Annotated in this window: 10 protein-coding genes and 1 rRNA gene (1 of these 11 running past the window's edge); 6 read left to right on the forward strand and 5 right to left on the reverse strand. The window is 62.1% G+C overall.

Features of this window, described 5'->3' with window-relative positions; genetic code table 11:
* Positions 1–934: ribosomal RNA gene (locus KIG99_RS08045) — 16S ribosomal RNA — on the reverse strand; it reaches 604 nt to the left of the window's first position.
* Positions 935–1,355: 421 nt separating this feature from the next.
* On the opposite strand from KIG99_RS08045, the gene rfaE2 reads away from it, so the two are divergent.
* Positions 1,356–1,844: a D-glycero-beta-D-manno-heptose 1-phosphate adenylyltransferase gene (gene rfaE2 / locus KIG99_RS08050; RefSeq protein WP_226459692.1), complete on the forward strand. Its 489-nt coding sequence runs from the start codon at positions 1,356–1,358 to the stop codon at positions 1,842–1,844.
* A 45-nt stretch (positions 1,845–1,889) separates the two neighbouring features.
* On the opposite strand, the gene KIG99_RS08055 is transcribed toward rfaE2, so the two are convergent.
* From KIG99_RS08055 to KIG99_RS08070, 4 genes are all read right to left on the reverse strand, one after another.
* Positions 1,890–3,785, reverse strand: a complete 1,896-nt coding sequence (locus tag KIG99_RS08055; protein ID WP_226459693.1) for a potassium transporter Kup — start codon at positions 3,783–3,785, stop codon at positions 1,890–1,892.
* A gap of 85 nt (positions 3,786–3,870) precedes the next feature.
* Positions 3,871–4,719, reverse strand: coding sequence for an HDOD domain-containing protein (locus KIG99_RS08060; protein ID WP_226459694.1), 849 nt, complete (start codon positions 4,717–4,719; stop codon positions 3,871–3,873).
* Between the two features lie 90 nt (positions 4,720–4,809).
* On the reverse strand, positions 4,810–5,277 hold the full coding sequence (ssb, locus tag KIG99_RS08065) for a single-stranded DNA-binding protein (protein WP_226441369.1): 468 nt from the start codon (positions 5,275–5,277) through the stop codon (positions 4,810–4,812).
* A 12-nt stretch (positions 5,278–5,289) separates the two neighbouring features.
* Positions 5,290–6,498 (reverse strand): MFS transporter, encoded by a 1,209-nt coding sequence (locus tag KIG99_RS08070; protein ID WP_226459695.1) that lies wholly within the window; start codon positions 6,496–6,498, stop codon positions 5,290–5,292.
* 258 nt (positions 6,499–6,756) lie between these two features.
* On the opposite strand from KIG99_RS08070, the gene aspA reads away from it, so the two are divergent.
* From aspA to KIG99_RS08095, 5 genes are all read left to right on the forward strand, one after another.
* Positions 6,757–8,181 (forward strand): aspartate ammonia-lyase, encoded by a 1,425-nt coding sequence (gene aspA / locus KIG99_RS08075; protein WP_226459696.1) that lies wholly within the window; start codon positions 6,757–6,759, stop codon positions 8,179–8,181.
* A gap of 42 nt (positions 8,182–8,223) precedes the next feature.
* The gene (locus KIG99_RS08080) at positions 8,224–9,528 is read left to right on the forward strand and encodes a dicarboxylate/amino acid:cation symporter (RefSeq protein ID WP_226441372.1); all 1,305 of its coding nucleotides are present in this window, start codon (positions 8,224–8,226) and stop codon (positions 9,526–9,528) included.
* 102 nt (positions 9,529–9,630) lie between these two features.
* Positions 9,631–10,383 carry a sulfite exporter TauE/SafE family protein gene (locus tag KIG99_RS08085; RefSeq protein WP_226459697.1) on the forward strand — a complete coding sequence of 251 codons (753 nt, stop codon included), beginning with the start codon at positions 9,631–9,633 and terminating at the stop codon, positions 10,381–10,383.
* 30 nt (positions 10,384–10,413) lie between these two features.
* Positions 10,414–12,285 (forward strand): sensor histidine kinase, encoded by a 1,872-nt coding sequence (locus tag KIG99_RS08090; RefSeq protein ID WP_226459698.1) that lies wholly within the window; start codon positions 10,414–10,416, stop codon positions 12,283–12,285.
* Positions 12,278–13,612, forward strand: a complete 1,335-nt coding sequence (locus KIG99_RS08095; RefSeq protein ID WP_226459699.1) for a sigma-54-dependent transcriptional regulator — start codon at positions 12,278–12,280, stop codon at positions 13,610–13,612. Before KIG99_RS08090 ends, KIG99_RS08095 begins: the two co-directional genes overlap by 8 nt.
* Positions 13,613–13,747 lie beyond the last annotated feature (135 nt).

Genomic DNA, 13,747 nt, shown 5'->3' on the forward strand with positions numbered 1-13,747 from the left:
CTTGTGCGGGTCCCCGTCAATTCCTTTGAGTTTTAACCTTGCGGCCGTACTCCCCAGGCGGTCAACTTCACGCGTTAGCTCCGGTACTAAATGGTTTTACCCACCCAACACCTAGTTGACATCGTTTAGGGCGTGGACTACCAGGGTATCTAATCCTGTTTGCTCCCCACGCTTTCGTGCATGAGCGTCAGTATTGGCCCAGGGGGCTGCCTTCGCCATCGGTGTTCCTCCACATCTCTACGCATTTCACTGCTACACGTGGAATTCCACCCCCCTCTGCCATACTCTAGCCTTCCAGTCACAAGCGCAGTTCCCAGGTTGAGCCCGGGGATTTCACGCCTGTCTTAAAAAACCGCCTGCGCACGCTTTACGCCCAGTAATTCCGATTAACGCTCGCACCCTACGTATTACCGCGGCTGCTGGCACGTAGTTAGCCGGTGCTTCTTATTCCGGTACTGTCATCCACACCAGGTATTAACTGATGCGATTTCCTCCCGGCCGAAAGAGCTTTACAACCCGAAGGCCTTCTTCACTCACGCGGCATGGCTGGATCAGGGTTGCCCCCATTGTCCAAAATTCCCCACTGCTGCCTCCCGTAGGAGTCTGGACCGTGTCTCAGTTCCAGTGTGGCGGATCATCCTCTCAGACCCGCTACAGATCGTCGCCTTGGTGAGCCTTTACCTCACCAACTAGCTAATCTGATATCGGCCGCTCAAAGAGCACAAGGTCTTGCGATCCCCTGCTTTCCCCCTCAGGGTATATGCGGTATTAGCGTAACTTTCGCTACGTTATCCCCCACTCAATGGTACGTTCCGATACATTACTCACCCGTTCGCCACTCGCCACCAGGATTGCTCCCGTGCTGCCGTTCGACTTGCATGTGTAAGGCATGCCGCCAGCGTTCAATCTGAGCCAGGATCAAACTCTTCAGTTCAATCCAACATTACTACTCACAATTCACTGACGGTAGAATTTAACTTCTACCTCGATGGATCTCTCCATCCGTGTGATTGCCTTTAATACTTTTGTGTGACCTAAGTCACTAGCATCAAGGCACCCACACCTATCGGTTGTTCAAATTGTTAAAGATCGCTTGTTTCGCTGCGCCGTTTGTTTCGTTTCGTCAGCAGCGAAGGGGGCGAATTCTAACGAGCGACAAACACCTCGTCAACAACTTTTTGCATTTTCCTTTAAAAAAGTTGAAAACACCGATTTTTGCCCACTCTTGTCCTTGGCGCCAGCCAGCATCACACAGAGACTGACAACCCGCCCCATCTGATCTACAAACTCCAAACCACACCTATCCGAACACCCTCGCACTAGAATAAGCGCCTGTTTTCACATTGAACCCCACCATGACCTACGCCCCCCCTTCCTTCGAATCGAAAATCTGCCCGCCGGAACAGTTGACCGCCCGCGCATCACAGATAGCCCGCCCACTGGTCTTCACCAACGGCTGCTTCGATATCCTGCACCGCGGCCACGTCACCTATCTGGCACAGGCAGCAGCGCTTGGTGCCAGCATGATTGTGGCGCTCAACAGCGATGCGTCAGTAAAACGCCTGGGCAAAGGGGATGACCGCCCGGTCAACGCATTGGAAGACCGTTTGGCGGTGATGGCATCGCTAGGCTGCGTGGCCCTGGTCACATGGTTTGATGAAGACACGCCACTACAGCGCATCCTCGAGTGCAAACCAGAAATCCTGGTCAAGGGCGGCGACTGGCCGGTGGAAAAGATTGTCGGCTGCACCGAGGTGCGCAGTTGGGGAGGCACGGTGCATTCGATTCCCTTCATTCACCAGAAATCGACGACCGCCTTGCTCGAAAAAATCCGCAGGCTCTAATGCACAAAGGCGCCAAGAGGCGCCTTTGTTTTATCTGGATCCCGCCTAGAGAACCACCTGCGTTCCCAGTTCAACCACCCGGTTGCTCGGAATCTTGAAAAAGGCCGTCGCTGATCCGGCGTTGCGGAACATGGCGATGAAAATCTTTTCGCGCCAGAAAGCCATTTCCGAGTTGAGTCGAGGAATCAGCGTTTCGCGGCCAATGAAGTAGGACGTCTCGAGTGCGCTGAACTCCAGTCCCGAGTCCGCACAGAGCAGCATGGCCGCTGGAATGTCCGGTTCGTCCTTGAACCCGTACTGGACGATGACACTCCAGAAGTTCTCTTTCAACTGGCGAACCTCGACACGATCGATATCCGGCACATACGGGACATCGTAAAACTGCACGGAAACCAGCACGACCCGCTCATGCAGCACCTTGTTGTGCATCAGGTTGTGCAACAAGGCGTGCGGTACCCCTTTCGGGTCGGCATTGAGAAATACCGAAGTACCAAACACCCGGGTCGGCATCGACGTTGCCAGCGAGTCAAGGAACATCGAAAGCTCAAGGCGCTCGCCCTTGAGGCGATCGGACAGCAGTTGCCGGCCGCGCTTCCAGGTCGTCATCAGCACGAAAACGACCATTCCGGCGACCAGAGGGAACCAGCCGCCGTCGGGAATCTTCAGGATATTGGCCGCAAGGAACACCAACTCAACGGCAAGGAAGCACGAGAACAACAGGACAGCCTTGGTCCACCCCCATTTCCAGGAGCGGGCGACAACCACCGTGGCGAGAATGGAGGTGATCACCATGTCGCCGGTCACCGCGATGCCATAGGCGGCAGCCAGGTTGTTCGAGGACTTGAAGCCGAGCACCAGGATCATCACGGCCAGCATCAATCCCCAATTCACCGCCGGCAAGTAGATTTGCCCGGCCTCTTTTTCCGAAGTGTGCTGCACCTCCATGCGCGGCACGAAACCGAGTTGCATGGCCTGGCGGGTTACCGAGAAAGCACCGGAAATCACCGCCTGCGAGGCAATCACCGTCGCCACGGTCGCCAGCGCAACGAGCGGATAGAGCGCCCAGTCCGGACCAAGATGGAAGAAGGGATTCTTGGCTGCCTCCGGCTCGGCCAGGATCAGCGCACCCTGGCCAAAATAATTGAGCACCAGGGCAGGCAGCACAAAGGTAAACCAGGCGCGCTGGATCGGCTTGCGCCCGAAATGCCCCATATCGGCGTAAAGCGCCTCGGCCCCGGTCACGGCGAGCACGACGTTACCCATCGCGACCAGCGCCAGGGCCTTGTTGGAGAGCAGGAAATCGAGGCCATACAGCGGGTTGAGCGCAGTCAGGATGGCTGGATGCTCGACGATGCTGTACAGGCCAAGCAAGGCAAGCGTGCTGAACCAGAGCACCATGATCGGCCCGAAGAAGGCACCGACTACGGCCGTGCCGCTGCGCTGCACGAAGAACAGGCCGAACAGCACCACCATGGTCAAGGGAATGACGAAAGGCTTGAAAGCCGGCGTCGCCACCTCCAGGCCTTCGACCGCCGACAGCACCGACATGGCCGGCGTCACCATGCCATCGCCGTAGAACATCGCCGCCCCCAGGATGCCGACGATCATGATCAGCTTCATCTGCAGCGGCTTGCCCTGCGCATCGTGCAGCGCCAGGGCGATCATCGCCATGATGCCGCCCTCGCCGCGGTTGTCGGCGCGCATGATGAAAATCACGTACTTGATCGAGACGATGATGACCAGCGCCCAGAAGAACAGCGACAGGCTGCCGAAAATATTGGCTTCGGTGACCGGAATCGGATGATTGCCGGCAAAGACTTCCTTGACCGCATACAGCGGACTGGTGCCGATGTCGCCATAGACCACCCCGAGGGCGGCCAGGGCCATGACAGCGAGGCGTTTGCCGGTAAGTTCTCCGGCCTGTTGGTGACTGCTACTCATATTTACCCCAGAATCGCCGGCGGCTTCGTGGCCGCTCTATGCACTCCAAACAATAAAGGCGCCGAAAAACGGCGCCCGGAGAGCGTCAACCGCCCAGCGCAGACTTCAGCGACTGCACTTCTTCCTGCGACTCCTCGATGATCTCGGCCAAAGTCTCGGCATCGAGAATGGATTCCAGCATCGAGGTATCGACCTCGCCATCAAGCGCCGGATCGCGCCAGCGGGCAGCGCGATTGGCAATTTTGTTGGCGATGTAAAGCACATCCGACAAGGAGCGGATTTCCTTGATTTCGCGATCGGTTTCGTGCTCCTGCACGGCCACCAGCACCGACTCAGGCAGACTCAAGGCCGAGAGCAAGGCATGGCCAATGTTGTCGTGCCAGCCGACCAGCAGCGCATGCAACTCCGGCTTGTCGTTGACCAGTTCCGGGAAGTTGGCAGCGCGCGACATCAGGTAGAAGACACCGATATCGTGCACCAGGCCGGCAAACATTGCTTCGTCACCGTTAATCTTGGCGATCTTGCGCGCCAGCACGCGGCACAGCGCAGCGACGTGCGAAGTATGTTCCCACAGACGCTGCGAGATGCCCTCGAAAGGCTGCATCTGCTTCGACTTGAGCAACTGCTCCATGGCCACGGCAAAAGAAACCGTGCGCACCGCCTCCATACCGACCCGGACAATCGCGCTCTTGACGTCGGCAATTTCGCGCCCGGACGGATTCATCGCGACCGAGTTCGACATGCGGATGATCTTGGCGCTCATCAACGGCTCGGCCCCGACCAGCTTGGCCAATTGCTCGACGTTCAGATTGGGGTCCTTCAGTGCCGTCCGCACCTGAAAGGTGATATCGAGAAAGGTCGGAAAAGAAATCTCGCTGCCGGACAAATCCCTGGCGATATCTTCGAGAATCTTGAAAGTGACGGCGTTGGACATGGTGAATTAACCCTTAGATGAAAACGACGCCCGGCGCAGGCCACCACAGGCGGGGCGGCCGATACGACGAGCACAAGTCGCACCAATCGTTCAGAACGGGATGTCGTCACCCAGATCGTCGAACGAAGGTTTCGGCTTGTTGCGGGCCGGGGCCGGGGCGTAATCGGTCGGCTCGCTGTCGTAACCACCACCGCCACCGGAAGACGCCGGTGCACCCATGCCCTGACGCGAGCCGAGCATTTTCATCTCGTCACCGCGGATTTCGGTCGTGTAGCGCTCCTGGCCATCCTTGTCGGTCCACTTGCGCGTGCGCAGGCTGCCTTCGATATAAACCTGCGAGCCCTTTTTCAGATACTGGCCGCAGATTTCAGCCAGCTTGCCGAAGAAGGAAATGCGGACCCATTCGGTCTGTTCCTTCTTTTCACCGGTCTGCTTGTCCTTCCAGCTATCCGTGCAGGCAATGCTGAAATTGCAGATTGCCTCGCCGCTGGCCGTATAGCGCATCTCCGGGTCACGACCCAAATTACCGATACCGATCCATTTATTAACCGAAGCCATACCCACGTCTCCCTAAACAGTTTGAGCCGCAGCCGGCGGCACGCGCCGCTGCGGGAAATTCATCGAATTCGTCACCACCAGCCAGATCAGCAGCAATCCGGCGCACATGGCAAAAACGGCATTATCGCCTAAATGCTGCGCGATATAACCGCCCAATGCGCCACCGGTGAACAAGCCCAGTGCCTGCGTCGTGTTGTAGACACCAAGTGCAGCCCCCTTGGCGGCGGGCGGCGCAGTACGCGAGACGAGCGAGGGCAGGGTCGCCTCCAGCACATTGAAGGCAACAAAGAAGAGCAGCAGCCACAGCGCCAGCCCCCACAAACTCTGGCCGAAGGCGAGCAGGCCAAGCTGGACGATAACGAGCAGCGCGACGGCGGCGCGGAAAATCGGGCGCATCTTGTCCTTGCGCTCGGCAGCAATGATCGCCGGCACCATGATCGCGAAGGACACCAGCACCGCCGGCAAATACACCATCCAGTGCGAGGCGGCCGGCAGGCCGCCGTGATTGACCAGGGCGTGCGGCAGCACGACGAACATCGCCATCTGCACCAGGTGCAGGACGTAGATCCCCAGATTCAGGCGCAGCAGGTCGGCATCGAACACCACCCGGCGCAGCGGCAACTTTTCGTGACCATGCGGCGGCGGCGCCGGTGGCACCGCCTTGAGCAGCAAGACGATGGCGGCGAGCGCCAGGCCACCGGTCATGCAGAACAGGCCGCCCATGCCGATCCAGCCATAAAGCAGCGGAGCGCCAACCAGCGACAGCGCGAAAACGAGACCGATCGAAGAGCCGATCATCGCCATCACCTTGGTGCGGTGTTCCTCACGCGTCAGATCGGCGGCGAGCGCGGTGACTGCGGCCGAGATCGCACCGGCGCCCTGCAGCACACGCCCGACGATGATCCAGGTCATGTCCGGCGCCCAGGCCGCGACAAAACTGCCCAGCGCGAAGAGCAGCAAGCCGATCACGATGACCTGCTTGCGTCCGAAGATGTCGGAAGCAATGCCGTAGGGAATCTGGAACACGGCCTGGGTCAGGCCATAGGCGCCCAGCGCGAAACCGACCAGGGCCAGGTTGTCACCGCCGGGCAGGGTTTTCGCATAGACCGAAAACACCGGCAGGATCAGGAACAGCCCCAGCATGCGCAAGGCAAAGATGGAAGCCAGCGAAGCGCCGGCTCGGCGTTCTTCGGGACTCATGCGATCGGAGGGGGAGGTCATTTTGTCTTGTAATTGTTGCGTTGCAGCGAAGCGGGAATCTTAACAGATCGCAAAGCGCCGACTTCGCGGCAAACGTGTTCGGAAATCCGAACAGCCCGGATGCCAAGAGGGTCGGAAACCCGTAGCAAGCGCGCCGCCTCGAACAAAAAAACCCCATCAAATCAAGACCCGACAAATTCCCGCCGACTGGCATGGGACGTGCGATAGAAAAGCTGCCGCCCAGCAATCCTGGCGGTCAACGACAACACAGGAGACAAAATGAACACGCCACCCACCAGCCGCATCGAACACGACCTGCTCGGCGACCGCGAGATCCCGGGCACCGCCTACTACGGCGTCCATACCCTGCGGGCTCTGGAAAATTTCGCCATCACCGGCATCTCGATTGCCGTCTATCCCGACCTGATCCGCGCCCTGGCCCAGATCAAGCAGGCAGCCGCCCAGGCCAACCACGAACTCGGCCTGCTCGATGGCAAACAGGCAGATGCCATCGTCGCCGCCTGCAAGGAAGTGATCGACGGCCAGTGGCATGAGCATTTCGTCGTCGACGTCATCCAGGGCGGCGCCGGCACCTCGACCAACATGAACGCCAACGAGGTGATCGCCAACCGGGCCCTGGAAATCCTCGGCCACGCCAAGGGTGAGTTCAAGCACCTGCACCCGAACGAACACGTCAACATGAGCCAGTCGACCAATGACGTCTATCCGACGGCATTGAAGCTGGCCACCTATGTCGGCATCTTCCGCCTGGTCGACGCCATGGCCTACCTGCGCCGCGCCTTCGAGCGCAAGGCCGAGGAATTCGCCGACGTGCTCAAGATGGGCCGCACCCAGTTGCAGGATGCCGTGCCGATGACGCTCGGCCAGGAATTCTCGACCTACGCCGTGATGCTCGGCGAGGACGAGGAGCGCCTGAAAGAGGCAGCCATGCTGATCCGCGAGATCAATCTCGGCGCCACCGCGATCGGCACCGGCATCAACGCCCACCCCGACTACGCCCCGCTGGTCTGCCGTCGCCTGATCGAAATCAGCGGCGTACCGGTCGTCACCGCCCCCAACCTGATCGAAGCAACGCAGGACTGCGGCAGTTTCGTGCAACTCTCCGGCGTGCTCAAACGCGTTGCCGTCAAACTGTCCAAGGTCTGCAACGACCTGCGTCTGCTTTCATCCGGTCCACGTGCCGGTTTCGGCGAAATCAACCTGCCGCCGCGCCAGGCTGGTTCATCGATCATGCCGGGCAAGGTCAATCCGGTGATCCCGGAAGTGGTCAACCAGATCGCCTTCGAAGTGATCGGCAACGACACCACCGTGACTTTCGCCGCCGAGGCCGGCCAGCTGCAACTCAACGCCTTCGAGCCGATCATCGCGCACAGCCTGTTCAAGAGCGTGCTGCACCTGCGCAAGGGCTGCAAGGCGCTGGCCGACCATTGCGTCGATGGCATCACGGCCAACCGCGATGCACTGCGCGCCAGCGTCGAACGCTCGATCGGCATCGTCACCGCGCTGAACCCCTACATCGGCTACGCCAACGCCACCGAAATCGCTGCCGAAGCCCACTTGAGCGGGCGCGGCGTCGCCGAGATCGTGCTTGAACGCAAGCTGATGAGCCCCGAGCAACTGGCCGAAGTTCTGCGCCCGGAAGTCCTGACCAAGCCGCAAATGATTCCTGCCCACACCGCCTGAGCGGACTGTTCCCAATTCAATGCACACCACAAGGAAAACATCATGAAAATGAACCGACTGACGACCCTGATCGGGATCGCCATGGTGCTCGGCGTCATTGTCGGCTACGCGTGCCACACGCTCGCCGGCAGCCCCGCCGAAGCCAAGGAGATCGCCGGTTACTTCGGCATCCTGACCGACATCTTCCTGCGCCTGATCAAGATGATCATCGCACCGCTCGTTTTCGCCACCCTGGTCGCCGGCCTAGCCGGCATGGGTGACAGCCGCACGGTCGGGCGGATCGGCGGCAAGGCGCTGGCCTGGTTCGTCGGCGCCTCGCTCTGCTCGCTGTTGCTCGGCCTGGTCTTCGCCAATCTGCTGCACCCGGGCGAAGGACTGAGCGTGCCGCTGCCGGAAGTGGGCAGCGCCGTGAATCTGAAAACCAGCGCGCTGAATCTCAAGGACTTCATCACCCACGTCTTCCCGAAGAACATCTTCGAAGCCATGGCTGCCAATGAAATCCTGCAGATCCTCGTCTTCGCCGTCTTCTTCGGCCTGGCGCTCGGCCACCTGCACAACCAGATGGCGCGCAGCCTGGTCGGCACCATGGAAGAAATCGTCCATGTCATGCTCAAGGTCACCGATTACGTCATGCGCGTCGCCCCGATCGGCGTCTTCGGTGCCGTTGCCGGCATCATCACGACCCAGGGCCTGGGCATGCTGCTCGTTTTCGGCAAGCTGCTGGTCAGCTTCTACATCGCCCTCGCCGCACTCTGGCTGGTGTTGATCGCGGCCGGTTATTTCGTGCTCGGCAAGGATGTCTTCCGCCTGCTCAAGCTGGTGCGCGGCCCGATGCTGGTCGGCTTCTCGACGGCAAGCAGCGAATCGGTCTACCCCAAGCTGATGGAACAACTGGAAAAATTCGGCATCAAGAACCGCGTCATCGGTTTCGTGCTCCCGCTCGGCTATTCCTTCAATCTTGACGGCTCGATGATCTACACCACCTTCGCCGCGCTGTTCGTCGCCCAGGCCTACGGCATCGAGCTCAGCCTCGGCACGCAGATCACCATGCTGCTGGTGCTGATGGTGTCGTCCAAGGGCATTGCCGGCGTGCCGCGCGCCTCGCTGGTCGTCGTCGCCGCCGTGCTGCCCATGTTCAACCTGCCGGAAGCCGGCCTGCTGCTGGTGCTCGGCATCGACCACTTCCTCGACATGGGGCGCACCGTCACCAACGTGCTCGGCAATGCCATTGCCACCGCCGTTGTCGCCAAGTGGGAAAACGCCATCGACCCGGTCGATGCGTCACTGGCCGAGGCCGATGATGCACTGCCGGTACCGGACGACGAGTTCCTGACCCAATCCGCCTGACGCAACCTCTCCTCCGGGTTCGCTCAGGCACAATATGGGCGAACCTTTTTGCCAACCCGGTGCCCTGCACCGGGTTCTTTTTTCCCGATTGCTGAAACGACCATGATCGACTGGTACATCCTTGCTCCCGCCGCCTTCTTTGCCGGCATGGTCGATGCCGTGGTCGGTGGCGGCGGCCTGATCCAGATTCCGGTGCTGCTCTCCACCTTCCCGCAGACCGCCATCCCGACGCTGTTCGGCACCAACAAGGTATCGAGCATCGCCGGCACCGCCTCCTCGCTGTGGCGCTACGCGCGCAGCGTGCAGATTCCCTGGCGCCTGGTGCTGCCCGCCACCGCCGCCGCGCTACTCGGCGCCTGGATTGGCGCCGCGCTGGTTGCCTGGATTTCGCGCGAGGCGATGCGCCCGCTGATCGTCATCCTGATGCTGGTCGTAGCGGCCTACACCTTCAAACGCAAGGATTTCGGGCAGAGCGAAACGCACGAGATGCGCCCCGGCGATCCCTGGCGCGGCGCCCTGTTCGGGCTGCTGATCGGCCTCTACGACGGCTTTTTCGGGCCGGGCACCGGCAGTTTCCTGATCTTCGGCTTCGTCCGCGTCTTCGGCATGGATTTCGTGCGCGCCTCGGCCAGCGCCAAGGTCATCAACGTCGCCACCAACATCTCGGCGATCGGCTTCTTCGCCAGCCACGGACCGATCATGTGGACGGTCGGCCTGATCATGGCCGCCTGCAACCTGGCCGGCGCGCAAGTCGGCACCCATCTCGCCCTGAAGCACGGCGCCGGTTTCATCCGCAAGGCCTTCCTGCTCGTCGTCGCCATCCTCATCGTCAAGCAACTGGCCGACCTCTTCTGACGCTACCATAGGCCCCACCGCCGACCGACCATGCCCAGCCACTCGCCCCTGCGCTACCTGACGCTGTTCCTGCTGCTCGCCGCCCTTGCTGCGCTGAGCGGTTTCGGCACGCACCGCGTCGCGCAGCAACTGGGCATCGCCGACCTGCAGACCACCGGCCTGCACCGCCTCGACCTGTACACCGCCAGCCTCGAGCGCGAAATCGGCAAGTACGCCTTCCTGCCCGGCACCCTCGGCCTCGAACCCGATGTCGTCGAGCTGCTCCGCCAGCCGCAGGAGAACAAGCGCCAGCCGGCAGTCAACGCCTATCTCGAACAACTCAACGAACGCGCCGGCACACTGTCGATCTACGTCATCGACGCCGGCGGCCGGGTGCGCGCCTCGAGCAACTGGCAGCGCGACGACAGTTTCGTCGGCGAGGACCTGTCGTTTCGCCCCTATTTCCGCGATGCGCTGAACAACGGCAGCGGCCGCATCTTCGGCATCGGTACGACGCGCGGCGAACCCGGCTACTACCTGTCGTCGCGCCTCGCCGACCGCGGCCAGACGCTGGGCGTCGCGGTCATCAAAGTCAGCCTGGAGCAACTGGAAAAATCCTGGAGCACGGGCGAGGCGCCGGCCATGGTCAGCGACGAGAACGGCGTCGTCATCCTCGGCTCGGTCGCCGACTGGAAATTCACCACCCTGCGCCCGCTCGACGAAGCGACGCGCAGCGCTTTCGACCAGACCCAGCAATACAACCGGCGCGCCCTGAAGCCGCTCGGCCTCAAGGAAATCCGCGAACTCGACCACGGCGCCCGACTGGTCCGGATCAGCGGCGACAGCCCGGAAATGGTCTCGGTGTACCCGGTGACCGGCCGCTTTCTCGCGCAATCGCGGCCGCTGCCCGGCACGCCTTGGACGCTGACCGTCTTCTCGCACCTCGAACAGGTCGACGACATCGCGCAGAGCCGCGCCACGGTCGCCGGCGTCGTTGCCGTGCTGCTCTTCATGTTCGGCCTGATGCTCGTCGAGCGCCGCCGCCACCTGAAGGACCGGTTGGCCGCGCAACAGGCGCTGCAACAGGCGCACGACGAACTGGAGCGCAAGGTCGACGAACGCACCGCCGACCTTTCCGCCGCCAACCATCTGCTGCAGGACGAGATCGCCGAGCGCATCCGCGCCGAACGCACCCTGCGCGCCGCCCAGGACGAACTGGTCCAGGCCGGCAAGCTCGCCGTCATCGGCCAGTTGTCGACCGGCATCGCGCACGAACTCAACCAGCCGCTCGCGGCGCTGCGCACGCTCTCCGGCAACAGCGTGCGCTTCCTCGAACGCGGCGACCTGACGACGACGCGCACCAATCTCGAACGCATCGCCCAGCTCGTCGATCGCATGGGCCAGATTACCGGCCAGCTGCGCAATTTCGCCCGCAAGTCGAGCGGCCAGTTGCAGCCGGTGGCACTCTGCCACGCCATCGACAACGCGCTGGCCCTGCTCGAACCGCGCCTGCGCCAGGCCAATGCCGAGATCGTCCGGCATTGCCCGCTGCCCGAACCGCGCGCCCTGTGCGACGCCAACCGCCTTGAACAGGTGCTGATCAACCTGATCGGCAACGCGCTCGACGCGATGGCCGGCCAGGCCGCGCCGCAGATCGAAATCGACTGCAGCGGCGCAAGCGGCAGCGCCCGCCTCGCCGTGCGCGACCACGGTCCCGGCCTCGACGATGCGGCGCAGGCCCATCTTTTCGAGCCCTTCTTCACGACCAAGCCGGCCGGCGATGGGTTGGGCCTCGGCCTGACCATTTCGGCCGGCATCATCCGCGATTTCGGTGGCACACTGACGGGCAGCAACCACCCCGCCGGCGGCGCCGTATTCACACTGGAAATGCCTCTTTTTGACGAGTCGACCGCTGATGACTGAAGCGCTCAAGGTACTGATCATTGAAGACGACCCCGACGTCGCGCTGGGTTGCGAACAGGCGCTGCAGCTCGAAGGCATCGCCGCCGAATGCGCCGGCTCGGCCGAACAGGCGCGCCGGAAGCTGGGCCCCGACTTCCGCGGCATCGTGGTCAGCGACGTGCGCCTGCCGAAAATGGACGGCATGGCCTTCCTGCGCGAACTGCTCGCCCTCGACCCGGAACTGCCGGTCGTCCTGATCACCGGCCACGGCGACGTGACGATGGCGGTGCAGGCGATGAAGGACGGTGCCTACGATTTCATCCAGAAACCCTTCGCCCCGGAATTCCTCGTCGAAGTCGTCCGCCGCGCCCTGGAAAAGCGCCGCCTCGTCCTCGAAGTGCGCGACCTGCGCCGCCAGCTCGCCCAGCGCGACCAGCTCGAAGGCAAGCTGATCGGCCGCTCGCCGGGCATGCAGAAGCTGCGCCAGATGCTCACCGGCCTTGCCGATAGCGCCGCCGACGTGCTCATCCACGGCGAAACCGGCAGCGGCAAGGAACTCGTCGCGCGCAGCCTGCACGAAGCCAGCCCGCGCCGGAACGGCAACTTCGTCGCGATCAACTGCGGCGGCCTGCCGGAAACCCTGTTCGACAGCGAAATTTTCGGCCACGAAGCGGGCGCCTACACCGGCGCCGGCAAACGCCGCATCGGCAAGATCGAATACGCCAGCGGCGGCACGCTCTTCCTCGACGAAATCGAGAGCATGCCACTCGCCATGCAGATCAAGCTGCTGCGCGTGCTGCAGGAACGCACACTGGAGCGCCTCGGCTCGAACACGACCATCGCCATGGACTGCCGCGTCATCGCCGCGACCAAGACCGACCTGCTCGAACTCTCGGCCAAGGGCGGCTTTCGCACCGACCTCTACTACCGCCTCAACGTCGCGACGCTCAATCTGCCGCCGCTGCGCGAACGGCGCGAAGACATCCCGCTCCTCTTCGAACATTTTCTGCTCCTCGCCGCCGCCCGCCACCAGCGGCCGGTGCCCGAGATTCCCGCCGCCCGCATCCAGCAACTGGTCGGCTACGCCTGGCCGGGCAACGTGCGCGAACTAAGAAACGTCGCCGACCGCTGCGTCCTTGGCATCGAAAGCGGCTCTCCGCCCTTCGGCCAGCCCGCCGCCGACGGCCCGACGCCGCTCGCCGCCACCGTCGATGCCTTCGAACGCGCCCTGATCGCCGACGCCCTGCGCCGCCACGGCAGCCTCGGCCGCACCGCCGAAGCCCTCGCCGTCGCCAAGACGACGCTGCACGACAAGATCCGGAAATACGGGCTGGACGAGATGGGCTGAGAACAACACTTCAGCGCGAGTCAAGCCAGCAAGGGCTGGTTCAGGCAATCAGATCAAGCGCGTCGGCACACATCGCTCAACACCACTTATGGCGCGGCCAACATCCTTGAGGTAGCCTTTCTTGAGATAAGCGGA

Origin of the sequence: Quatrionicoccus australiensis (genome assembly GCF_020510425.1) — a bacterium.
In the GTDB taxonomy this organism is placed as follows: domain Bacteria; phylum Pseudomonadota; class Gammaproteobacteria; order Burkholderiales; family Rhodocyclaceae; genus Azonexus; species Azonexus australiensis_A.

Bases quoted from the DNA above. Each gene is read 5' to 3' on its own strand.
- KIG99_RS08070 (WP_226459695.1), bottom strand. From the start codon at position 6,498: ATGACCTCCCCCTCCGATCGCATGAGTCCCGAAGAACGCCGAGCCGGC.
- KIG99_RS08085 (WP_226459697.1), top strand. From the start codon at position 9,631: ATGATCGACTGGTACATCCTTGCTCCCGCCGCCTTCTTTGCCGGCATG.
- ssb (WP_226441369.1), bottom strand. From the start codon at position 5,277: ATGGCTTCGGTTAATAAATGGATCGGTATCGGTAATTTGGGTCGTGAC.
- rfaE2 (WP_226459692.1), top strand. From the start codon at position 1,356: ATGACCTACGCCCCCCCTTCCTTCGAATCGAAAATCTGCCCGCCGGAA.
- KIG99_RS08095 (WP_226459699.1), top strand. From the start codon at position 12,278: ATGACTGAAGCGCTCAAGGTACTGATCATTGAAGACGACCCCGACGTC.
- KIG99_RS08055 (WP_226459693.1), bottom strand. From the start codon at position 3,785: ATGAGTAGCAGTCACCAACAGGCCGGAGAACTTACCGGCAAACGCCTC.
- aspA (WP_226459696.1), top strand. From the start codon at position 6,757: ATGAACACGCCACCCACCAGCCGCATCGAACACGACCTGCTCGGCGAC.
- KIG99_RS08080 (WP_226441372.1), top strand. From the start codon at position 8,224: ATGAAAATGAACCGACTGACGACCCTGATCGGGATCGCCATGGTGCTC.
- KIG99_RS08060 (WP_226459694.1), bottom strand. From the start codon at position 4,719: ATGTCCAACGCCGTCACTTTCAAGATTCTCGAAGATATCGCCAGGGAT.
- KIG99_RS08090 (WP_226459698.1), top strand. From the start codon at position 10,414: ATGCCCAGCCACTCGCCCCTGCGCTACCTGACGCTGTTCCTGCTGCTC.